The organism is Mesorhizobium sangaii (genome assembly GCF_014207355.1).
Classification (GTDB): Bacteria; Pseudomonadota; Alphaproteobacteria; order Rhizobiales; family Rhizobiaceae; genus Mesorhizobium; species Mesorhizobium sangaii.
Genome location: NZ_JACHEF010000006.1, coordinates 137863 through 158570, shown reverse-complemented (window position 1 = coordinate 158570; position 20708 = coordinate 137863). Strand labels below are relative to the sequence as shown.

At 63.3% G+C, this 20708-nt stretch carries 19 protein-coding genes; 9 read left to right on the top strand and 10 right to left on the bottom strand.

Annotated elements, in window-relative coordinates:
- Window positions 1-207: 207 nt before the first annotated feature.
- From HNQ71_RS26315 to HNQ71_RS26305, 3 genes are all read left to right on the top strand, one after another.
- Window positions 208-1125 (top strand): ABC transporter permease, encoded by a 918-nt coding sequence (locus tag HNQ71_RS26315; RefSeq protein WP_184875884.1) that lies wholly within the window; start codon window positions 208-210, stop codon window positions 1123-1125.
- The gene (locus HNQ71_RS26310; RefSeq protein WP_184875882.1) at window positions 1122-1946 is read left to right on the top strand and encodes an ABC transporter permease; all 825 of its coding nucleotides are present in this window, start codon (window positions 1122-1124) and stop codon (window positions 1944-1946) included. Before HNQ71_RS26315 ends, HNQ71_RS26310 begins: the two co-directional genes overlap by 4 nt.
- A gap of 67 nt (window positions 1947-2013) precedes the next feature.
- A complete protein-coding gene (locus HNQ71_RS26305) occupies window positions 2014-3087 on the top strand; it encodes an ABC transporter ATP-binding protein (protein WP_184876345.1) in 1074 nt (357 codons plus the stop codon).
- Here the strand turns inward: HNQ71_RS26305 and HNQ71_RS26300 are convergent.
- From HNQ71_RS26300 to HNQ71_RS26280, 5 genes are all read right to left on the bottom strand, one after another.
- Window positions 3051-4361 (bottom strand): flavin monoamine oxidase family protein, encoded by a 1311-nt coding sequence (locus tag HNQ71_RS26300; protein WP_184875881.1) that lies wholly within the window; start codon window positions 4359-4361, stop codon window positions 3051-3053. The two genes, HNQ71_RS26305 and HNQ71_RS26300, sit on opposite strands and share 37 nt — an antisense overlap.
- Window positions 4358-5434 (bottom strand): extracellular solute-binding protein, encoded by a 1077-nt coding sequence (locus HNQ71_RS26295; RefSeq protein ID WP_184875879.1) that lies wholly within the window; start codon window positions 5432-5434, stop codon window positions 4358-4360. Before HNQ71_RS26295 ends, HNQ71_RS26300 begins: the two co-directional genes overlap by 4 nt.
- 114 nt (window positions 5435-5548) lie before the next feature.
- Window positions 5549-6631 carry an ABC transporter substrate-binding protein gene (locus tag HNQ71_RS26290; RefSeq protein ID WP_184875877.1) on the bottom strand — a complete coding sequence of 361 codons (1083 nt, stop codon included), beginning with the start codon at window positions 6629-6631 and terminating at the stop codon, window positions 5549-5551.
- Between the two features lie 25 nt (window positions 6632-6656).
- Window positions 6657-7370: a transcriptional regulator BetI gene (gene betI / locus HNQ71_RS26285; RefSeq protein WP_184875875.1), complete on the bottom strand. Its 714-nt coding sequence runs from the start codon at window positions 7368-7370 to the stop codon at window positions 6657-6659.
- A 6-nt stretch (window positions 7371-7376) separates the two neighbouring features.
- Window positions 7377-8171, bottom strand: a complete 795-nt coding sequence (locus HNQ71_RS26280) for a methyltransferase domain-containing protein (protein WP_184875873.1) — start codon at window positions 8169-8171, stop codon at window positions 7377-7379.
- A gap of 201 nt (window positions 8172-8372) precedes the next feature.
- Here HNQ71_RS26280 and HNQ71_RS26275 point away from each other — a divergent pair, with 201 nt between their 5' ends.
- From HNQ71_RS26275 to HNQ71_RS26260, 4 genes are read left to right on the top strand one after another with little or no spacing between them, the layout of a single operon-like run.
- On the top strand, window positions 8373-9992 hold the full coding sequence (locus HNQ71_RS26275; RefSeq protein WP_184875872.1) for a phytoene desaturase family protein: 1620 nt from the start codon (window positions 8373-8375) through the stop codon (window positions 9990-9992).
- On the top strand, window positions 9979-11544 hold the full coding sequence (locus HNQ71_RS26270) for a phytoene desaturase family protein (RefSeq protein WP_184875870.1): 1566 nt from the start codon (window positions 9979-9981) through the stop codon (window positions 11542-11544). Before HNQ71_RS26275 ends, HNQ71_RS26270 begins: the two co-directional genes overlap by 14 nt.
- Window positions 11545-11547: 3 nt before the next feature.
- Window positions 11548-12807 carry an aminomethyl transferase family protein gene (locus HNQ71_RS26265; RefSeq protein WP_184875868.1) on the top strand — a complete coding sequence of 420 codons (1260 nt, stop codon included), beginning with the start codon at window positions 11548-11550 and terminating at the stop codon, window positions 12805-12807.
- A gap of 2 nt (window positions 12808-12809) precedes the next feature.
- Window positions 12810-13055, top strand: coding sequence for a hypothetical protein (locus HNQ71_RS26260; protein WP_184875866.1), 246 nt, complete (start codon window positions 12810-12812; stop codon window positions 13053-13055).
- A 6-nt stretch (window positions 13056-13061) separates the two neighbouring features.
- Here the strand turns inward: HNQ71_RS26260 and HNQ71_RS26255 are convergent, their stop codons facing one another.
- The 4 genes from HNQ71_RS26255 to HNQ71_RS26240 form a co-directional block, all read right to left on the bottom strand.
- A complete protein-coding gene (locus tag HNQ71_RS26255) occupies window positions 13062-14120 on the bottom strand; it encodes a dipeptidase (RefSeq protein ID WP_184875864.1) in 1059 nt (352 codons plus the stop codon).
- A gap of 152 nt (window positions 14121-14272) precedes the next feature.
- Window positions 14273-14572 (bottom strand): GNAT family N-acetyltransferase, encoded by a 300-nt coding sequence (locus HNQ71_RS26250; RefSeq protein ID WP_095089283.1) that lies wholly within the window; start codon window positions 14570-14572, stop codon window positions 14273-14275.
- Window positions 14573-14574: 2 nt separating this feature from the next.
- Window positions 14575-15195: an alpha/beta hydrolase gene (locus HNQ71_RS26245; protein ID WP_184875862.1), complete on the bottom strand. Its 621-nt coding sequence runs from the start codon at window positions 15193-15195 to the stop codon at window positions 14575-14577.
- Between the two features lie 4 nt (window positions 15196-15199).
- A complete protein-coding gene (locus tag HNQ71_RS26240) occupies window positions 15200-16132 on the bottom strand; it encodes a VOC family protein (protein WP_184875860.1) in 933 nt (310 codons plus the stop codon).
- A 226-nt stretch (window positions 16133-16358) separates the two neighbouring features.
- Here HNQ71_RS26240 and HNQ71_RS26235 point away from each other — a divergent pair, with 226 nt between their 5' ends.
- Entirely contained in the window at window positions 16359-17927 is a 1569-nt protein-coding gene (locus tag HNQ71_RS26235) for a sulfatase-like hydrolase/transferase (RefSeq protein ID WP_184875857.1), read from the top strand.
- 62 nt (window positions 17928-17989) lie between these two features.
- Here HNQ71_RS26235 and HNQ71_RS26230 read toward each other — a convergent pair whose 3' ends face one another.
- On the bottom strand, window positions 17990-19327 hold the full coding sequence (locus HNQ71_RS26230) for a PRC-barrel domain-containing protein (RefSeq protein ID WP_184875855.1): 1338 nt from the start codon (window positions 19325-19327) through the stop codon (window positions 17990-17992).
- A gap of 272 nt (window positions 19328-19599) precedes the next feature.
- On the opposite strand from HNQ71_RS26230, the gene HNQ71_RS26225 reads away from it, so the two are divergent.
- Window positions 19600-20520, top strand: a complete 921-nt coding sequence (locus tag HNQ71_RS26225; RefSeq protein ID WP_184875853.1) for a diacylglycerol/lipid kinase family protein — start codon at window positions 19600-19602, stop codon at window positions 20518-20520.
- Window positions 20521-20708: the final 188 nt, after the last annotated feature.

Sequence of the window (20708 nt, the reverse complement as noted above, 5' to 3'; positions counted from 1 at the left end):
AATGGCGGCTTTCTTCACTTCATTTTGAATGTCCGTTCAATCAATATTACAGAAATAGCGCTTGATTTCAATCGGCGGATGCGCGCATGATCAAAGAAAGCCGGCAAGCCAAAACAAATTGGGAACAGGCGCCGGCGCCAGCACAATGGGATGCCGCATGGCGGGACAGTCCAGGCCAGCAACCGAGATCACACCCGGAGCCCTGCAATGACGGCGGCGGCGGAAGGGTCGTCCCCGTTGCGCATGACGCGGGCCAGACGAAATGCCCTTCTCCAATCCGAACCTGTACAGGGCTTTGCCCTGATCAGCCCGACCTTTCTCTACGCGCTCATCCTTCTCGTCCTGCCGATCCTGGTGGTCATCGCCCACTCCTTCTGGACGCAGAACTACCTGACCATCGACCGCACCTTCACGCTGGAAAACTACCGCATCGCGCTGACCGAGCCGATCTACCGCGATCTGTTATGGCGCTCGCTCTACATCTCGCTGACGGTCAGCCTGTTCACGGTCATCCTGGCCTACCCGATCGCCTACTTCATTTCCTTCCACGGCGGGCGCCACAAGAGCCTGTGGCTGTTCCTCATCACCATCCCGTTCTGGACCAGCTATCTGCTGCGCGTCATGTCGTGGAAGGTCATCCTCGGCTACAACGGCGTCCTGAATTCGGGCCTGATGGGTCTTGGCATCATCGATGAACCGTCGACCGCGCTGCTCTACAATTCCAGCGCCGTCATCATCACGCTCACCCATGCCTGGGCGGCCTTCGCCATCCTGCCGATCTTTGTCTCGCTGGAAAAGGTCGACCGCACGCTGGTCGAAGCAGCCACCGATCTCGGTGACGGCCCGCTGCGGTCTTTCCTGCGCGTGACATTGCCGTTGTCGGCGCCAGGCGTCATCTCGGCGGCGCTGATCGTCATGATCCCGACCGTCGGCGACTATGTCACGCCGAAACTGGTTGGCGGCAAGGACGGCGTCATGATCGCCAATGCCATCCAGGCGCAGTTCGGCAAGGCCTCCAACTGGCCGCTGGGCGCGGCCCTGTCCGTTACCACCATGCTGATCGTGACGCTGATGGCGGGCGCCACGGTCCTCATCATCCGCGCTCTGCAGAGGCTGGCGCGATGACGGCGGTGCGGCGCTTCCTGTCGGGCGGCTGGCTGCCGGCCTACGCGTTTCTCTACGTCGTGTTTCTCTACCTGCCGGTCATCTTCCTGCCGATCTTCTCGATCAACACGGCAGCGACGCCGAAGTTCCCACTCTCCGGCTTCACCTTGCATTGGTACGAGGACCTGCCCCGCACCCCGGCATTGCTCGACGCCGCCTGGAACAGCTTGATCGTCGGCGTGTCGGCTGCGATCCTCTCCACGGTGCTCGGCATCCTCGCCGCCCGCTCGATCACCCGCTACCGCTATCCCGGCCGCCGCACCATCAACGGCCTGATCATGGCGCCGCTGGTCCTACCCGAAGTGATCGTCGCCATCTCGATGCTGCTGGTGATGCTGCAGCTCGGCTTGAGCCTGTCGCTATTCACCGTCGTGCTCGGCCATGTCCTGGTCTGCATCCCCTATTCGATGACGGTGCTGACCTCCGGCTTCGAGGGCTTCGACCGCAGCCTGGAGGAAGCCTCCGCCGATCTCGGTGAAAGCGCCTTCGGCACTTTCCGGCGGGTGACGCTGCCGATGGTGGCGCCGGCGATCATCTCCAGCCTGCTGGTCTGCTTCACCATTTCGCTGGACGAGTTCATCATCGCCTTCTTCCTCACCGGGACAGAGGCAACGCTGCCGATCTACATCTGGGGCCAGCTGCGTTTCGCGGCGAAATTGCCCGGTGTGCTGGCGCTCGGCACGCTGTTGCTGGTTGCCTCCTTCCTGCTGATGACAATTGCCGAAATCCTGCGTCGCCGCGCGGCCAGACGCACCCAGAACGAGGGAGGCCTCTATGCCTGAGCAGCCGCAGATCGACCTGCCCAAGGTCGAGCGCCCCCAGGAAGACCGGTCGAGGCCCGAACGAGCGATGATCGAGATCCGCAACGTCACCCGCAGCTACGGCGCGTTCAAGGCGCTCGACGACGCCTCCTTGACCATCAGGGAGGGCGAATTCTTTTCGCTGCTCGGTCCATCCGGCTGCGGCAAGACCACGCTGCTGCGCATGATCGCCGGCTTCGACAATCCGACCAGCGGCTCGATCTCGGTCGGCGGCCAGCCGATGGAAGGCATCCCGGCCAATCGCCGGCCGACCAACATGGTGTTCCAGAGCTATGCGATCTTCCCGCATCTCAATGTCGAGCAGAACGTCGCCTATGGGCTGAAGCGGCTCAAGCTACAGGGCGGCGAAGAAAAGCGGCGTGTCGAGGAAGCGCTGGCCCAGGTGTCGTTGACCGGGCTAGGCAAGCGCCTGGCAACCGAACTTTCCGGCGGCCAGCGCCAACGCGTGGCGCTCGCCCGTGCGCTGGTCATGCGGCCCAAGGTGCTGCTGCTCGACGAGCCGCTGTCGGCGCTCGACAAGAAACTGCGCGAGCAGATGCAGGTCGAACTGCGCCGCCTGCAGCAGGCCGTCGGCATCACCTTCGTGCTGGTCACCCACGACCAGTATGAGGCGCTCGCCATGTCCGACCGCATCGCCGTGATGTTCGGCGGCAAGATCGCGCAGGTCGCCTCACCCAAGGAAATCTACCAGCGGCCGGTCAATCGCCAGGTCGCCGACTTCCTCGGCGGCATGAACTTCGTCAAGGCTGAGATCGTCGAGGAAAATAGCGCTTCGCTGGTTGTCGACACGCTGGGCTTCGGCCGCGTCAAGACCGACAAGCCCAAGGCCTTCGTGCGCAATGGTGGCGCAGCCACGCTCGGCATCCGGCCGGAACGCCTGCGCGTGCTATGGGACAATGCGACGGCGAAGTTCGAGGTCGCCGGCAAAGTGGTCGAACGCCACTATTTCGGCGAGATCACGCATTTGATCGTCGATATCCCGGGCCTGGAAAAGCCGCTGTCGGTGACCGAGACCAACGATTTCGGCGCCGACGACATCCCGGTCGGCACCTCGATCCGCCTTGCCTACGATCCGGAGGCGCTGGTGGCGATGGCCGACTGAAGATCGGCCATGATCTTGCGCGCCGCGATGCGCCCGGCAACGATGGCGCCCTCGACATAGCCTGGAAATGACGGCGACAGTTCCGAACTGGCGAAATGCACTGGCGCTGCGCCGGTGAGAAGCGTGCGCTCCGTGTCGGTTGCCGTCGCATCGATGATGAGATCGCTGTAGGCGCCGCCGCTCCAGCGGTCATCCGTCCAGTCGCGATAGCTGAGATCGAGGATGTCGCCCGCCTCGGGCCCCAAGGCCTCCACCAGCCTTTTCGCTATTTCGGCGCGCAGTGCCGCATCGCCGAGTTCGCGCCAGCGCAAGGCCAGCGGCCCGCCGACGAAGACGACCAACGCCGCGTGATCGTCGTCCTTGCTGACATCACAGGCAAAAAGCCCCGGCAGGTCGCGCCACATCACCATGCCGCTGAGGCCGTGGTCGCGCCAGAAGGCGGTGGGAAAGCGCACCAGCACCTTGATCACCGCCCCGCTTTGCCAGACCGCCAGAGCTCTTTGCAAGCCAGTCGGCAACGGTGGCGCAAAATCCAGTTTCGCGGCCATCGTCGGCGGCACGGCGATCAACACCGTCCGTGCCTCGATGATACCCGCCGCCGATACGATACGGACCCTTCCCGGCCCATGTTCGATCGCCATGACCGCTGTGCTCAACCGCAGCCGATCGCCGAGATCGCGGGCCAGGTCGCCGGCCAGCGAAGGCATGGTTTCGCGCACGAAATACTGCAGCTCCGTCACCTCGTTGGTGATGCGCCGGTCATTGTCGATCAAGTGCCACAACGGCAGTTTTTCCAGAGCCTGACACCACAGGCCTTCGATCATCGAGCGGAACACCGCCTTGGCGTCGTCAGGATCATTCTGGCCATCGAGCCATGTGGCGACGGTCAGGCCGGCATTCGCCGGATCATCCGGCGCGATCGTATTCATGCGGTCGCGGATCGCCATCGAGCCGGCATATGTTCGTTCCGCCTCCCGGGCGGACATCGCCGGTTGGGCGACGAAGTCGCCATCCAGATAAGTCTCGACCAGCGTCTTGCCGCGCGCCGCGACCAGGGCCATCAGCTCCGGCATGTCCTCGCACAGGAATTGGCCGCCGCTGTCGATGCGCTCGCCAAGCCCGTTCTGTCTGGCTTCGACGCGTCCCCCGACGCGGTCGCGCGCCTCGAGCAGCAGGAAGTCGATACCGGCTGCCTTCAGCTCGAGCGCTGCCGACAGGCCGGTGAAACCGGCACCGACGACGACGACGACGGTTCTTTCCGGTTCGCTCGTCAATAGCCGGCCTTGATCTTCTCGAACTCGGCCACCATGCGCTGCTTGAGCGCTGGTGGCACCGGTTGCTGGAACAGCGTCTTGTCGAGGAATTTGTCGAGATTGTCGAAGCCGCGGTCGACCAGCACCGTGTGGTCGATGGCAGCCATGCCTGCGCCATTGCCATGGCCGTAGCCGAAGGTCTTGACCAAATAGTCCGACACGGCGGGTGCATTGACGGAGTTCAAGAAATCATAGGCTTCGTCGAGCCTGCCCGGCGCATCCTTCATCAGCACATAGCCGCACACCCAGGTCGAAATGCCTTCCTTGGTGTCGCGGTTCATGGCGATCGGCATGCCTTGACCCTTCAGCGTCACAAAGGTCTCGTTCCAGCCCCAGACCAGATCGACCTCGTTGCCGATAAAGGCCTGGTTGAGATCGGTGTCGTCGGTCCAGTAGAAGCGGATGTTCTTGTGCACATCGCGCAGGAAGGCGGATGCCTCCTGGAACTGCGCGTCGGTCATCTTGGTCCAGTCGTTGAGGCCGATGACGAGGCTCGCCAGCGCATAGGCGTCGTCGACATTGTCACCGATGGTGACGCGGCCTTTGAACTTGGGATCGGCAAAAATCCTGAGCGACTGCGCCTGTCCGGCAGTCACCTTGTCGGTGCGGTAGAGCAGCGAGGTGTTGCCCCAGTCGAACGGCATGAACCAGGCCTTGCCATCGGCGGTGGTGGCGAGATCCTTCATCGCCATGATGCCGGGATTGAGATCCTTCCAGCCGGCGATCCTGGAGGTGTCGAGCGGCTGCAGCATGCCGGCCTCGCGCCACTTGACCACGCTTTGCGAACAGGGGTGGGCGATATCGGCCCTGAAGCCTGCCCGCATCTTCTCGAAGGCCTCGTCCTCGTCGCCAAAGAAAGCGAAGGTCGGCTCGGCGCCGTATTTGGCAGCGTAGGTGGGGTGCAGCAGCGGATCTTCATAGCCCGACCAGTCGAACACCACGAGGTCGCCGCCGCCTTGCGCCAAGGCATAGACGGAGCCTGCGCCTATCAAACACGCGGCGGCAAGGGCAAGGCGGCGTAGCGCTGATTTCATGGCACGAAACTCCCCCGTCGCGAAAAAGGCTACTGCCAGGTTAGGAGAATTCGGCTGCTTTGGCGAGCCCGCCCGCCCGCCATGTCGACGGGCGGACGGACAGGCGAGACAGGCTCAATAGCCGGCTTTGATCTTCTCGAATTCGGCGATCATCTTGAGCTTGAGGTCGGATGGCACCGGCGACTGGAACAGCGTCTTGTCGACGAATTTCTGCACGTCGTCATAACCCTTTTCCTTCAGCACTGCCTGATCGACGCCGGCCATGCCCTTGGCGTTGGCCTGGCCATAGCCCCAGTCCTTGACCAGTACCTTGGCGGTCTCCGGATCGTTGACGGCATTCAGATAGTCATAGGCCTTGTCGATATTGCCGGGCGCGTCCTTGAACAGCACGTAGCCGCAGACCCAGGTCGATATGCCTTCGTCGGTGTCCTTCTTGGACATGATCGGCACACCGGCCGCCACCGACTGCACCGTCGCGTCATTCCATGCCCAGGCGAGGTCGACCTCCCCGCCGCTCAGCAACTGCACGACGTCGGTGGTGTCGGTCCAGTAGGAGCGCACGTTTTTGTGCACCTGGCGCAGGAAATCCGACGCCTGCTTGAACTGGTCGTCGGTCATCTTGGTCCAGTCCTTGAGGCCGATGGCGAGGCTCGCCAGCGCATAGGCGTCGTCGACATTGTCGCCGATCGACACCCTGCCCTTGAACTTGGGATCGGCGAACGCCTTCAGCGATTGCACGTCCTTGGCGTCGATCTTGGAGGTGTTGTAGGTGAGCTGCGTGTTGCCCCAATCCCAAGGCATGAACCACGCCTTGCCGTCCGGCGTGGTGGCAAGATCCTTCATCGCCATGATGCCGGGATTGAGGTCCTTCCAGCCCGTGATCTTCGACGTGTCGAGCGGCTGCAGCAGGCCCGCCTCGCGCCATTTCACCACGCTCTGCGAGCAGGGATGGCCGAGATCGGCCTTGAAGCCGGAACGAACCTTCTCGAACGCCTCGTCCTCGTCGCCGAAGAAGGCGAAGGTCGGCGAGTCGCCGTTCTTCTCGACATATTTCGGGTGGAAGCTCGGGTCTTCGTAGCCGGACCAGTCGAACACGATCAAGTCCTTGTCGGCGGCGACCGCAAATGCGGCGGCCGACGCCGCCAGCGTTCCAGCCAGCACCAAGGTCAATGTCAGGCGTCTTGTCAGTGTCTTCATTGCCGTTCCATCCTCTGTGGTTTTCTTATGGTTTCGCCGCGCCAGCCGCCTTCAACGGATAATGTTTGGGGAATGCCGCCGACAGGAATTCATTGGCCGCCTGCAGAGCGGTTTCACGGGTGGTGTCCTCGGTGCCCATCATCAACCGCAGCCACAACCCCTCGGTCATGGCACTGAGTGCCAGCGCCATGACCTGCGGCTCATAGGCGTAGTCGCCGCTCTGCTTCAGCGCCGCGCAAAGGTCGATGAAGATGTTTTGGTAGACGGCATCGCGGGCACTGCTCAGCGCCTGATAGGTCGGCCGCGACTTGGCCTCGCCCCAGAAGGCGCACCAGGCGGCGAGCTTGCGCTTGTTGCAGATCGAGCGGTCGAAATCGGCCGCGACCAGCGCCTGGAGTTGCCGAGCCGGATCATCGCCCGCCTTCTGAAGGGCATTGCGCCAATGCGCCGAATACTCGTCATACATGTGCTGCAAGGTCGCTATGAGCAGTTTTTCCTTGCTCTCGAAATGGAAATTGACGATGCCGCGCGACAGGCCCGCGCCGTCGGCGACATCGGCCATCGTCGTCTCCGAATAGCCGCGCTTGGCCAGTGAATCGATCGTCGCCTCGATGAGTTGAAGCTGCCTGACCTCCTTCGAGGCCTTGCGTCCGCGCTTCTCGGATTCAGCTTTCCGTAATGGTTCAAGGAGGGCGTCCCTGGCGTCTGCCGTCTTCATGGGTCTGATGGTCTCCAGCATCGCCGGCTATCCAACCGGCTTCCGACCGCGAAGATGAGTGGGACGGTGTTCGCCACTGTCAAGCACCTTCTGCATGGCTTCCCAGGTTCGGATGTTCTTGTCGACATAGGCGGGACCGACCACCGCTGCCACAGTCGGATAGAGCGGTCCTTTCAGCCTTTCCAGTTCGCCGCGCGCGACATCGCGGTACCAGGGATTGCGGTCCCGGACCGTGACATCGGCAAAGCCGGCCCGGCGCATCGCCTGCGCATAGCGCGTCGGCGACGCCATGGCGAAGGACAGACCTTCGGCAGCGACATAGGCCTTCATCTCCGGCGACGGTTCGCCGTCATGCGAGATCATCCAGTTGGAGGCGGCAAAGACACCGCCCGGCCTGAGCACCCGGAAAATCTCGGCGAACAGGGCGTCCTTGTCGGGCACATGCAGCAGCGCATCCTTGGAGAAGACGACATCGAAGGAACGATCTGCGAAAGGCAGTGCGCCCGGTGGCGCCTGGATGAAGCTGACACGATCCGCGAGCCCACGCGCGGCGGCGCGCCGGATCGCCGTCTCGATGACCGGCTGTTCGACATCGAAACCGGTGGCGTGGGCAGCGCCATGACGCTCGACCAGATGCAGCGTGATGCCGCCCGAGCCGCAGCCGATGTCGAGGATCGTCTTGCCCTGGAGCGAGAGCCCTTCGACCACCCGGTCGACCTCTTCCGGCCCACCCGGCGACAGGTAGCCGTCGCCCCACAGCGCCTCGAGGAAGCGGATGGCGGTGTCGTCATACTCAGGCTCGGCTACTGCCGTTTCGATCATCGCACCTCGGCCCCGTCAGCCGATTTGAGCACTTTCGATTGCCGGCAAAGCGTAGCGCATACAGGGCAAAACGCAACACCATTTGTTGAACATTCATTCAATATGGCTGGACAAAATGGCGGCTGCTATGCCAAATTCCGCGCATTCGGGAACAGATCACGCAAAAATGAAGAGCGGGTCTCACGGGAAGACTGGGCCAAAATGAAAGCTTGGGACGCGATCATCATCGGCGGCGGACACAACGGCCTGGTCAACGCCTGTTATCTGCAGCGCGCTGGCCTCGACGTGCTGGTGGTCGAGAAGAACGACTGGGTCGGCGGTGCCGCCACCAGCCGGGAATTGACGCCGGGCTTCCTCTATTCCAACTGCTCCTATGTCTGCTCGCTGTTTCGCCCGGAGATCATGCGCGACCTCGAACTGCCGCGCTTCGGCCTGCAGGTCATCTCCTACGAGGGCGGCGCGGTGTTCACGCGCGACGGCGACTACCTCGCCAACTACCGCGACCACGATGCCCACCGGCGCGAATTCGCCCGCTTCTCGAAACGCGACGCCGAAGCCTATGACCGCTACGCCCGCGATGTGACGCGACAGTGCCGCTTCATCCAGCCGCTTCTGATGCGCACCGCACCCGACCCGACCAGCCTGCGGCCGCGCGACCTCGGCGAACTGCTCTATCTCGGCAAGAAATTTGCCGGCCTGTCGGCCGAAGAAATGGCGCTGACGCTGCGCTTCTGGACCATGTCGATCTCGGAGTTCCTCGACGAATATTTCGAGACCGACGTGATCAAGGCGAACTTTGCTTTGTCCGGCATCATCGGCACCGCGCTCGGGCCGATGTCGCCGGGCACCGCCTACGTGCTGCTGCACCACTATATGGGCGAAGTCGACGGCTCGGTCGGCGCCTGGGGTTATGCGCGCGGCGGCATGGGCGCGGTGACCAAGGCGCTGGCAGCGGCATTCAAGGCCTCGGGCGGCACCATCCGCACCGGCGCCGAGGTCGACCATGTACTGGTCGGCAGGGGCAAGGCCAAGGGTGTTGTGCTGGCTGGCGGCGAGGAGCTTTATGGCAAGCTCGTCGTCTCCAATGCGGACGTGAAGCGCACCTTCCTGAAGCTGGTCGAGGAAAAGGAATTGCCCGACATCTTCCTGCGCCGGGTCAGGAACTTCAAGATCCGCGGCTCGTCCGGCAAGGTCAACATCGCCCTCGACTCGCTGCCGGAATTCCCGGCTCTGCCGAAGGATTCGCCGGTTTATCGCGGCGACATGCATTTCACCGATTCGGTGGAGCGCATGGAGCGCGCCTATGACGACTGGAAGGCCGGGCGCTGGTCGGCTGACCCGTTCCTCGACATGGTTATTCCAACGACGCTCGACCCGACCATGGCGCCGCCCGGCAAGCACTTCATGAGTTGCTTCGTGCAATACGCGCCGCCCAAAATTGCAGGGGCGGAGTGGACCGATGCCGACCGCGACGGCTTCGCCGAAAGCGTGATTTCGCAGATCGCCGAGTACTCGCCCGGCTTTCGCGACCGCATCGTCCACATGGAGGTGCGCACCCCGCGCGAGATCGAGGCCGAGGTCGGCCTCACCGAAGGCAATATCTTCCAGGGCGAACTGACCTTCGACCAGCTTTTGTTCAACCGTCCCGTGCCGGGTTACGCGCAGTACCGTTCACCGGTCGGCGGCCTCTATATGTGCGGCTCCTCGACCCATCCCGGCGGCGGCGTCATGGGTGCGCCCGGCCGCAATGCCGCGGCGGAAATCCTGCGCGACCTCGCCAAATCGACCTCGCATATGAGTGCTGCCCATGACGTCATCTGAGACAATCGTCATTGGCGGCGGCCACAACGGCCTCGTCGCCGCGGCCGCGCTGGCGAAGACCGGCCGCAAGGTGCTGGTGCTGGAGGCCGAAAGCGAGGTCGGTGGCGCCGCGCGCACCGAAGAATTCGCTCCGGGCTTTCGCGTCTCGTCAATCGCCCATCTGCTGAACCGGCTGCATCCCGATGTGGTCAAGGCGCTGGAGCTGGACATGCACGGACTGCAATGCGCGCGTGCCGACTTCATGCCGTCGGTTGCGCTGTCGAAGGACGGCCCGCCGCTGGTCCTGCATGGCGCCTATGGCGAGGTGCTGACCGGCGCCAGTCCGTCCGAGCAGGCGGCCTGGAAGGAATTGCGCGCGCAGCTGCTGCGCTATGCCGGCATATTGAAGCCGTTCCTGTCCCGCCGCCCGCCAGATCTTGCCGGCATGTCGCTGCTCGAGACCGCCTCGTTCGGCCAGGCCGCGCTGGCGCTGAAGAAGCTCGGCAAGGAAGACATGCGCGACTTCCTGCGCGTGCTCTTGATGAACGTTGCCGACCTGCTCGACGAGCAGTTGGCCGATATCAGGCTGAAAGGCCTGCTCGCCTTCGATGCGACGCTTGGCAGCCATCTCGGCCCCCGCTCGCCAACCTCATTGCTCGGTCTCTACTACCGGCTGGCCGGCGAGACCGGCGGTGCGGCCGGCGCGCAGATACAGCCGCAAGGCGGCATGGGCGCGGTTGTCGCTGCCATCCGCGCCGCGGCGGAAAAAGCCGGCGTTACCGTCCTCACGTCGACGCCGGTGGCGAGGATCATCGTCGAGAAAGGCCGCGCCGTCGGTGTCGCGCTTGACACTGGCGAGGTGCTGCGTGCCAGGACGATCGTCTCGGCCATCAATCCGGCGACCACTTTCCTCGACCTTGTCGGGCCGCGCCAGATCGATACCGGCTTTGTGCGCAAGGTGAAAAACGTTCGCATGAAAGGCGATGCGGCCAAGCTCAATCTGGCGCTCGACCGGCCGCCGCAATTCAGCGGTGTCGATGCCGCCGGCCACAAGGGTCGCCTGGTGATCGCGCCTTCGCCCGATCATGTCGAGCGCGCTTTCAACCCGTCCAAATATGGCGAGTTCTCGCCCGAGCCTGTGATGGAGATCACACTGCCCAGCCTTGCCGACCCGTCGCTCGCGCCCAGCGGCGCCTGCGTGCTGTCGGCGGTCGTGCAATACGCGCCCTACGCGCTGAAAGAGGGCTGGGATGCCGGCAAGCCGAAATTCCTCAAGGCGATCATGGCTCAACTCGAAGCCTATGCGCCTGGCATCGGCAAAAGCGTGGTGCACGCAGAGCTTCTGACACCTGACGACATCGAAACACGCTACCGCATGCCGGGTGGCCACTGGCACCACGGCGAATTGCAGGCCGACCATATGCTGATCTCGCGACCGGTGTCCGGTTGGTCGGGCTATGACACACCGATCGAAGGGCTGTTCCTGGCCGGCGCCGGCTCGCATCCCGGGGGCGGCGTCTCCGGCGCTCCCGGCCTCAACGCCGCGCGGCGCATCATTGCGATGAAGGGGTAAGCCATGGCCCAGTCAACCAGGAAGAAGCCCGTCTCGAAGACAGTCAACGCGGCTGTTTCCGCCCGCATCGCCGCGCAGGACCATTTCCGCACGCTGCGGCTCGGCACGCCGTTCCAGCCGCGCATCGACGCGCTGGCCAAGACCCAGGACTGGTACAATTGGGCCGGCTATCGCGCCCCACATTCGCTGTGGGACGAGGAACTCGAATACTTCGCCATCCGCAGCCAGGCGGCGCTGTTCGACATTTCGCCAATGACCAAATACCGGATCGAGGGGCCGGATGCCGAAGCCTTCCTCGACCGCGTCACCTTGCGCGATGTCACCAAGCTGAAACCCGGCCGTGTCCACTACACGGCGTGGTGCGACGACGAGGGTTTCGTCCTCGATGACGGCACGCTGTTCCGGTTGTCGCCGACGCGCTTCCGGCTGTGTTCGCAGGAGCGGCATCTGCCATGGCTGCTCGATAGCGCGATCGGCTTCGATGTGACGGTCGAGGAAGAGACCGAGGCTGTCGCTGGGCTCGCGCTGCAAGGGCCGACCTCCTTCGCGGTGCTGCGTGATGCCGGCTTCGCCAGCGTCGAGAGGCTCAAAATATTCGACCTCGCCGATTTCCCGCATGATGGCGGCACCGTCGGCATTTCGCGCACCGGCTTCACCGGCGATCTCGGCTACGAACTGTTCGTCTCGGCCGACAGGGCACTCAGCCTGTGGGACCGGTTGATGGCGGCCGGCCAACTGCGCGGTATCCGCGCCATCGGCTACACCGCGCTCAATCGCGCCCGGCTCGAGGCCGGATTGATCGTCGCCAATGCGGATTTCACCACCGCCGAGCACGCCATCCGCGCCGACCGCTTACGCATGCCGGACGAGATCGGCCTCGGCTTCATGATCGATCTGGAGAAAAGCCATTTCAACGGTCGCCGCGCCATCCTCGACGCCAGGGCGAAACGCAAGCTGCGCCATGTGCTGGTCGGACTGGAGATCGAAGGCAACATCCCCGCCGAACATGCCATCGTCTACCACAAGAAAAGCCAGGAGGTCGGCCTGGTCAGCGCCGCCATGTGGTCACCGATGGCCAAGCGCAACATCGCCATTGCCTCGCTGGCGCGGCCGTACGGTGATACCATGGTCGACGACCTCTGGGTCGAGATCTATGCCATGCGCGAGCTGCAGTATCAGAAGCTGATGAAGCGGGCCAAGGTGGTGGCGCGTCCTTTCATCAAGCTCGACCGCCGCACCGCCAATCCGCCGGCGGATTTCTGACCATGATCGACGAATCCGAACTCGAAGCCGCCGAGCAATGGGAGCTGGTCAACACGCCGCTCGGCGAGAAATGGTCGGGCCGCACGCGCTATGCCGCCGCCATGTTCTTCTACAAGCGCGGCGAGATGAGCGCCGAGACGCTCGAGGTGTACCGCATCTGCGCAAGGCTCGATTCGGAGGATCCGTTGCCGATCATCCGCGATCGCGGTGTCGGCAAGGACTGGCTCAAGCGCATGGGTTTCGAATAGGTCTTTCTAGCCTATGGTTTTCTCCAGCATGCTCAGCCAGTTGCGATAGGCGATCTTTTCGATCAGCGCGCGGCCGAAACCGCGCGCGGCCAATGCATCGATGAGCTTCGGCAAGCCGGCGACATCGCCGATGACGGCCGGGATCATGGCGCCGTCGAAATCCGAGCCGAGGCCGACACCGTCCTCGCCCAGTGCCTGCAGCAGCGAATCGACATGGCGCACCATGATGTCGAGGCTGGTGTCGGCATTCATGCGGCCGTCCTCGCGCAGGAATCCGGTGGCGAAGTTCAGCCCGACCATGCCGCCGGATTCGCGGATCGCACCGAGCTGCCAGTCCGTGAGATTGCGCGAATGGCCGCAGATCGCGTGCACGTTGGAATGGGTGGCGACCAGCGGCGCATCGCTGAGCGCTGCGACATCGCGAAAGCCCTTCTCGTTGAGATGCGACAGGTCGATCATGATCTTCAGCTGGTTGCAGGCCTTGACCAGCGCCTTGCCGGCATCGGTCAACCCGGGGCCAGTGTCGGGCGAGGACGGAAAGCGGAACGGCACGCCGTGGCCGAAGGCGTTCGGCCGGCTCCAGACGATGCCGAGCGAGCGCAGGCCGGCAGCATGCAACACGTCGAGCATGGTGAGTTCGGGATCGATCGCCTCGACCCCTTCGATGTGGAACACAGCCGCGATCGAGCCTTGCGCCATGGCGTTGCGGACATCGCCGGCACTGCGGCAGACGGTCAGCCCCCCGGCTCGTTCCAGCCTGAACAGGATCGAGGCCATCGCGATCGTCGAGGTCAACGCATCGGCGCGCGGAACCTCGGGCGGAAGCGGCTCGGCATCGCTCGGCGCCAACGGCACGGCGCTGCGCCTGGATTTCTCGACGGGCGGCGGAAAGATGGCGAACATGCCGCCGGCAAAGCCACCGGCTTTCGCGCGCGGCACGTCGACATGGCCGCCCGATTTCCCCTCGATGAACAGCTTTTCGACGTCCGTGTCTTTTGACTGGTAGAGTCTGAGCAACGTGTCGTTATGGCCGTCGAAGACGGGAACAAGGTCGGTTTCGGTCATTGGGGGATCATTCGGTTCGTTTGTCGGCGCGGTGGCTGCGATAGATCATATCCACTTAGGCAAGATGCGCTACCCGTGCAAATGCCAAAGCCATCGAAGCGGGACGACAGCCTGATGTCGCGCCGTTCCGATCGACGAAATGCCGGCCGATCCTACTGCTTCAGCACGTCTGCCCATTCGTGATGGCGGCGGAACTGGGCGTTCGCGAACGGGCAAAGCGGGATGATCTTCTTGCCCGCCGCGCGCGCATCCTCGACGGCGCGGGTGACGAGCCGAAGCCCTGCACCCTGGCCGCGGAAGACGTCCGGCACTTCCGTATGGTCGATGATGATTTGGTGCTCGCCGATCTTGGTGAAGGTCATCTCCGCCTCGGCGCCGTCCGGCCCGCGCAGGACGTAGCGACCCTTGGAACCGCGATCTTCCAGTTCGATTTCAGGCAGTTGGTCCGGCATCGCTATACTCCCTGGGTGGCGCCGGCAAACAGATGCCGTGCCGCCTCGATTTCGTTTGGCCGCACCTCGTGCCCGCCGTCATGCCACTCCACTGTGACATCGGCGCCGGCGGCACGCAAATAGGCTTCGAGCCGCGTTGTCAGGTTCGGCGGACAGATTGGATCGCGCTGGCCGGCGGTCACGAGAATGTGACGCCCGGCGAGACTGCCGTTAATCTCAGGTTCGAATGGGATCAGCGGGTGCATCAGCACCGTGGCATCGAACATCGCCGGCGCGGCAAACACCACCGAGGCCAGGATGTTGGCGCCGTTGGAATAGCCGAGGCCGAACACGGATGACGGCTTCGCCGCCTCGATATGGGCCTTGATGAAGCCGGCCATCTTGTCCGTCGCCCGAGCCAGATCACCCATGTCGTAGACGCCCTCTCCGGTGCGGCGGAAGAAGCGCGCCGCACCATGCTCCGCCACATCGCCGCGTGGCGAGATGATGGTTGCCTGGGGCAAGAGATCGCGCCCCAGCGACAGAAGCTGGTTTTCATCGCCCCCCGTGCCATGGAAGACGAAGAGCAACGGACCGCCCGGCGAACCGGGCAGCACCTTGTAAGTGTAAGCGTCCTTGCTCATGGTCTCAGCCTTCCAGCTTCTGCAAGTGCTGTTCGAGATAGGGCCGCAGATGCTGATGCTGCGTCGGCAGCTTCAGCGCCTCACCGAGATGGGCGGTATCCTCATCGCGATCGAATCCCGGTTCGTTGGTGGCGACTTCGAACAGCACGCCACCCGGCGTGCGGAAATAGATGGCCCAGAAATAATCGCGGTCGATCACCGGCGTCACCTGATAGCCGGTGTCCATCAACGCCTTGCGCACTTCGAGCTGCTTGGCGCGGTTCACGACGGCGAAGGCGACGTGATGAACAGAGCCGGCGCCGAGATCTGCGAAGGCGGCACCCGGCAGCGATTCGATGTCGATGACGTCGGCGCCATTGCCGTTCTTCACCGCCAGCCGCCTGACATTTCCGGACTTGTCGATCTCCTCGTAGCCCATGAACTTCAGCAGCTCCTCGGTGGCGCCGCCATCCTTCAGCCTGAGCGCCACGGAGTGAAAGCCGCGAATCGCCTCATCGGTGGGGATGCCGCCTTTCGCCCATGGCTTTCTGGCGTCGGCCTTGTCCTCGACTAGGGCGAAACCATCGCCGTCCGGTCCGGCAAAAGCCAGGCGCTTCTCGCCGAATGTCTCGTCGCGCGACACGCCAGAGACGCCTTCTTGGGCAAAACGCTTTTCCCAATAGGCGAGCGTGCCTTCCGGCACGGAGTAGACCGTGGTGCCGACTTCGCCGACGCCATGACGGCCCTTGCCAATGTTGGGAAACGGAAAATAGGTCATCACCGAACCCGGCGTGCCGGCCTCGTCGCCATAGTAGAGATGGTAAACGTCAGGCGCATCGAAATTCACGGTCTTCTTGACCCGGCGCTGACCGAGTTTCCTGGTGAAGAAGTCGTTGTTCTGGCGGGCATCCCTGGCCATCGAGGTGACATGATGCAGGCCCTTGATCTGATCGAGCATTGTCTTGCTCCTTCCCTTGGTGCTTGTGCGGCCCTTGCCGCTGTCCACGCCTATATGAGGGCTTCACAGTTTGCGGCAAAGGCGGCAAACACAGAATGGACTGTGCTTCATGAGTGAACAATCAAACGAACTTTGTTCACCAATTGACGAACATGTCAGGCTTGCGCCGTCGCCGAAATTCGGTTCCATGACCGGCGTTCGACCATACAGGATAAGGGTATCGCGAGTGACCGGAAAAGCCAGGCGTCCGAATGTTCTTCTGATCACATGCGACCAGTGGCGCGGCGATTGCCTGTCGGCTGCCGGCCATCCGGTTGTGAAGACGCCGAATGCCGACGCGCTGGCCGCCGAGGGTATGCTGTTCGAGCGGCACTATGGTGGTGCGGCACCTTGCTCGCCGGCCCGCGCCTGCCTCTACACCGGCCTCTATCAGATGAACAACCGCGTCTGCCGCAACGGCACGCCGCTCGACGCCCGTCACGGCAACATCGCGCTGCATGCCCGCAACCTCGGCTATGATCCGACGTTGTTCGGCTACACCGATGTATCGCTCGACCCGCGCCTGCTGGCGCCGGGCGACCCACGGCTGCAAAGCTATGAAGGCGTGCTGCCGGGATTCACGGTGCGCCAGTTGCTGCCCGAGCATCAGAAGCAGTGGCTGTCATGGCTCAAGCAGCGGGGCATCGACACCGGCGCCGGATCGCCTGACATCCATCGCCCGGTGAACGAAGGCGGCAAGGCCGAGGCCGCCGTCGGCAACGCACCGCCCGTTTATTCGAAGGACGAAACCCCGGCCTCCTTCCTGACCGGCGAATTCACGCGCTGGCTCGGCGAGCAGGAGGAAGACGCGCCATGGTTTGCCCATCTTTCCTTCATCAGCCCGCACCCGCCCTTCATCGCGCCAGCGCCATACAACACGCTATATGATCCAGCCGACGGTCCCGCCTTCCACCGTGCGGCAAGCTGGCAGGCAGAGGCGGAGAGCCACCCCTATCTCGGCTATGATCTCGACCGGCAGAAGCAGGCCAAGTTCCGCCCCGACGCCAGTGGAAAGGTGCATGATTGGAGCGTCGACGACTTTCGCCGCATCCGCGCGATCTACTACGGCATGATCTCGGAGGTCGACGCGCAGCTCGGCCGTATCTGGCAACTGGTCAAGGCCGCGGGCGCATGGGACGACACCATCATCGTGCTGACGTCGGACCACGCCGAGATGATGGGCGACCATTTTATGCTGGGCAAGGGCGGCTATTTCGACGGCAGCTACCACATTCCGCTGATCATCCGCGACCCGCGCCACGGCATGGCTGCCGGCAGCAGCGTCGATCGGTTCACCGAAGCGGTGGACATCTTGCCGACGCTTCTCGACCTGCTCGGCGAAGCCCCACAACCGCATCTGGACGGATGCTCGCTGAAGCCGTTCCTGAGCGGCGGGACACCTGCGGCGTGGCGCGATGCCGCGCATTGGGAGTTCGATTTCCGCGCGATTGCCCAGGGTGACGCCGAGCGGCATTTCGGCATCGCCTCACGCCAATGCAATCTCGCCGTCATCCGCATGGAGAAATTCAAGTATGTGCATTTCGGCGGCAACTTGCCGCCGCTGTTGTTCGACTTGGAAAACGATCCGGGCGAATTGAACAACCTCGCCACCGATCCGGCCTACCTGGCCGTGCGGCTGGAGTTCGCCGAAAGACTGCTTGCCTGGCGAGCCGAACACCTCGACCAGTCGCTGGCATTGGCCGAGCTGACCGAGCACGGTGTTGCCGGCCATGTTAGCAGGGGATCAAGGCAGTAGAGCAGCAGGCCTGAACTGCGCCGCACCCTACTGCCCTACTGCCCTACTGCCCTCGTTGCTTCTTACTGCACGATCATGCGCTGTTGGTCGCGCTTCTCGGCATAGCTGCCCTTCTCGTAGGCAGCTTGAGCCTCGAGCTGTTCCTTGGTGAAGGTCGTGTACAGGTATCTCTTGCCATCCTTGTCGGTCATGAATTTGAGATTGTCCATGCCGACCGCGACTTCCTTCTCGCCAATGCCGAGGAAGCCGCCGACGTCGACGATGACCGCGTCGGTCTTGTTGTCGGGCGCCAGCACGACGTCACCGATTTCGCCGACCTTGGCATCATTGGCGCCGTAGACGGTCGTGCCCTTCAGGTCGTCGGCGCGAATCTCGCCGACAGGCATCTCGGTCAAGGTCGACTTGTCGATTGCCGCCGTCTGGGTCTGGTCGGGTGCCGAGGCATCGGGTGTCGAAGCAGCAGGAGCCTCCGCCGTCTTGTCAGCCGGAGCGACGGCAGGAGCCGTGGCATCGGACGGTGCAGCAGCAGGTGCGGATGCCGCCGGCTCATTGGAAGCCGTCGTTGCCGGTACCGGATCATAGGCCTTGCGGTCGAAATCCGGCTGCGCCTGCAATTCCTCCTTGGTGGTCTGGGCCACCAGCCAGCGGTCGCCGTTTTTCTCCGCCCACTGGGCCTTGCCGAAGTCATAGGTGACATTCTTGGCGCCAAGGCCGAGGAAGCCGCCGACGCCGATGACAAGCGACTCGGCCTTGCCTTCCTTCGTCAGCACGATGTCGTTGACGCTGCCGATGTTCTGCGCGTCATCGCTGGTGCCGTTGTAGACGGTTTCGCCGATGATATTGGTGGCGAGATTGCCGGCGGCGCGCTTCACTGGTTCGGCCGGAGCAGCGTTCATGTCGACGGGTGCCTGCGCGGTGTCAGCCGGCGCGGATGCCGACGGAGCCTTCGCATCCGTCGATGCGACCGGCGCCGGAGCCGGCGCGTAAGACTTGCTGTCGAACTCCGGCTGCGCCGTCAGTTCGTCCTTGGTCGTCTGGGCAACCAGCCAGCGGTCGCCGTTCTTTTCGGCCCATTGCAGCTTGTCGTAATCGAAAGCGACGTTCTTCGCTCCGACACCCAGAAAACCGCCAACGCCGATGACGACGGACTTGGCCTGGCCGTCCTTGTCGAAGACGACGTCGCTGACCTTGCCGATGTTCTCGGCATCGTCGCCGGTGCCGTTGTAGACGGTCTCACCGATGATGTTGGTGACAATGCTGCCTTCGGCGTGCACCCGAGCGGCGGCTGGCTCCTGAACGGCGGGGGTCTGCGCGGGTGCCGGGGTTGTCGCACTCTGCGCATAGGCCCCGGTCGCGACCAGCGCTGCGAGTGCCGTCGTGGCTAAGAGTTTTTGGGTCATGATGGTCTCTCCTCGTGGGTGATTCGTACACGCCGCGCCCGGTTGAACGTCGCTGAGGCGGACCGGACGTGACAACTACTTCACAACGTCGTGACCATGCTGTTGTTCCGGCAAAAAATACTTCGCGTCGTGGCGAAACCAAGCGGCGGGAAGCCTGGAGGCCGTAGCTACGCCGTTGATTTCTCAAAGCGGAACCTTTCCCGCTTCGTCGCGTTTCTGCCTATGGCTGGGTTTGTCCCGGCCGCATTTCGATGGAATGGCGGGAGCGGGGCATGAAATTTGCTGCGGTGCTGAACCGGGACGGTGGCACCTTGCGCACGACGGACCTTGCAGCTTTTTCCGACAGGATGCGCCAGACCCTGGAGACGGCAGGCCACTCCCTCAGCATTGAGGTGGTTGATGGCAAGGAAGTGGTGGAGACGCTCGACAGCGCTGCATCGCGACACTCTGTCGATGTCGTCCTGGCCGGAGGCGGTGACGGAACCATTTCTGCCGCCGCCGCTCGGCTGATGGGCACCAGGAAGGCGCTTGCCATATTGCCGGCCGGCACGATGAATCTGTTCGCACGCGGACTGGGTATTCCGCAGTCCCTCGATGCCGCCCTGAAATCCTTCGCCGACGGCGAGATCATCGCAGTCGACGTGGCCACGGCGAACGGCCGGCCCTTCGTTCATCAGTTCTCGATCGGCATGCATGCCAAGATGGTGCAGTTGCGCCAAAAAATGGAATTCGGTTCGCGCCTCGGAAAGATCGGCGCCTCGGCCAAGGCGGCCTGGGCGACGATCAACAATCCACCGGCGATGAACGTGACGCTCAGCATCGGCGACGCCGAGATGGCGGCCCGCATCACCGGCATCGGCATCACCAACAATCTGTTCGGCGAGGGCCACCTGCCCTACGCCGACAACCCGGCCGGCGGCGTGCTTGGCGTCTATGTCACGGTGGCTCAGCAGCGTGCCGAATTGGTCAAATTCTTCTTCAACATGGCGCGCGGCAAATGGCGCGACAACGAACACGTGGAAATTCATCAGGCTGACCGAACGGTCCTGAAAATCCATTCGGGCAGCAGCAAGTTCCGCGCCGTCATCGACGGTGAACTGGTCAGGCTTGACCGTGAGACGACGATCGAAATCCGGCCTGGCGCGCTCAATGTCCTGGTGCCGGCCAGCATCGCAGAGGCGAAGGCTGCTTGATGCGATCTCGAACGATGGAGGCCGAAAATCTAGCCGCCAGGCGCGCTTCCTTGCTCTGTCGCCGGCGTCTTGGCCATTTCACCATAGATTTCGGCGATGCCCCATGCTGCGAAGGCCAGAAGCAGTGCGGCAATCAGGATACGCAAGCCGTGCCAACCCCAACCTCCCTGACGCGCTTTGTTTTCGGG

Excerpts from the sequence above, each read along its gene's own strand:
- betI (WP_184875875.1), bottom strand. The coding sequence starts at position 7,370 with ATGCTGGAGACCATCAGACCCATGAAGACGGCAGACGCCAGGGACGCC.
- HNQ71_RS26265 (WP_184875868.1), top strand. The coding sequence starts at position 11,548 with ATGGCCCAGTCAACCAGGAAGAAGCCCGTCTCGAAGACAGTCAACGCG.
- HNQ71_RS26305 (WP_184876345.1), top strand. The coding sequence starts at position 2,014 with ATGATCGAGATCCGCAACGTCACCCGCAGCTACGGCGCGTTCAAGGCG.
- HNQ71_RS26310 (WP_184875882.1), top strand. The coding sequence starts at position 1,122 with ATGACGGCGGTGCGGCGCTTCCTGTCGGGCGGCTGGCTGCCGGCCTAC.
- HNQ71_RS26270 (WP_184875870.1), top strand. The coding sequence starts at position 9,979 with ATGACGTCATCTGAGACAATCGTCATTGGCGGCGGCCACAACGGCCTC.
- HNQ71_RS26250 (WP_095089283.1), bottom strand. The coding sequence starts at position 14,572 with ATGCCGGACCAACTGCCTGAAATCGAACTGGAAGATCGCGGTTCCAAG.
- HNQ71_RS26275 (WP_184875872.1), top strand. The coding sequence starts at position 8,373 with ATGAAAGCTTGGGACGCGATCATCATCGGCGGCGGACACAACGGCCTG.
- HNQ71_RS26245 (WP_184875862.1), bottom strand. The coding sequence starts at position 15,195 with ATGAGCAAGGACGCTTACACTTACAAGGTGCTGCCCGGTTCGCCGGGC.
- HNQ71_RS26255 (WP_184875864.1), bottom strand. The coding sequence starts at position 14,120 with ATGACCGAAACCGACCTTGTTCCCGTCTTCGACGGCCATAACGACACG.
- HNQ71_RS26290 (WP_184875877.1), bottom strand. The coding sequence starts at position 6,631 with ATGAAGACACTGACAAGACGCCTGACATTGACCTTGGTGCTGGCTGGA.
- HNQ71_RS26240 (WP_184875860.1), bottom strand. The coding sequence starts at position 16,132 with ATGCTCGATCAGATCAAGGGCCTGCATCATGTCACCTCGATGGCCAGG.
- HNQ71_RS26230 (WP_184875855.1), bottom strand. The coding sequence starts at position 19,327 with ATGACCCAAAAACTCTTAGCCACGACGGCACTCGCAGCGCTGGTCGCG.
- HNQ71_RS26260 (WP_184875866.1), top strand. The coding sequence starts at position 12,810 with ATGATCGACGAATCCGAACTCGAAGCCGCCGAGCAATGGGAGCTGGTC.
- HNQ71_RS26315 (WP_184875884.1), top strand. The coding sequence starts at position 208 with ATGACGGCGGCGGCGGAAGGGTCGTCCCCGTTGCGCATGACGCGGGCC.
- HNQ71_RS26280 (WP_184875873.1), bottom strand. The coding sequence starts at position 8,171 with ATGATCGAAACGGCAGTAGCCGAGCCTGAGTATGACGACACCGCCATC.
- HNQ71_RS26225 (WP_184875853.1), top strand. The coding sequence starts at position 19,600 with ATGAAATTTGCTGCGGTGCTGAACCGGGACGGTGGCACCTTGCGCACG.
- HNQ71_RS26295 (WP_184875879.1), bottom strand. The coding sequence starts at position 5,434 with ATGAAATCAGCGCTACGCCGCCTTGCCCTTGCCGCCGCGTGTTTGATA.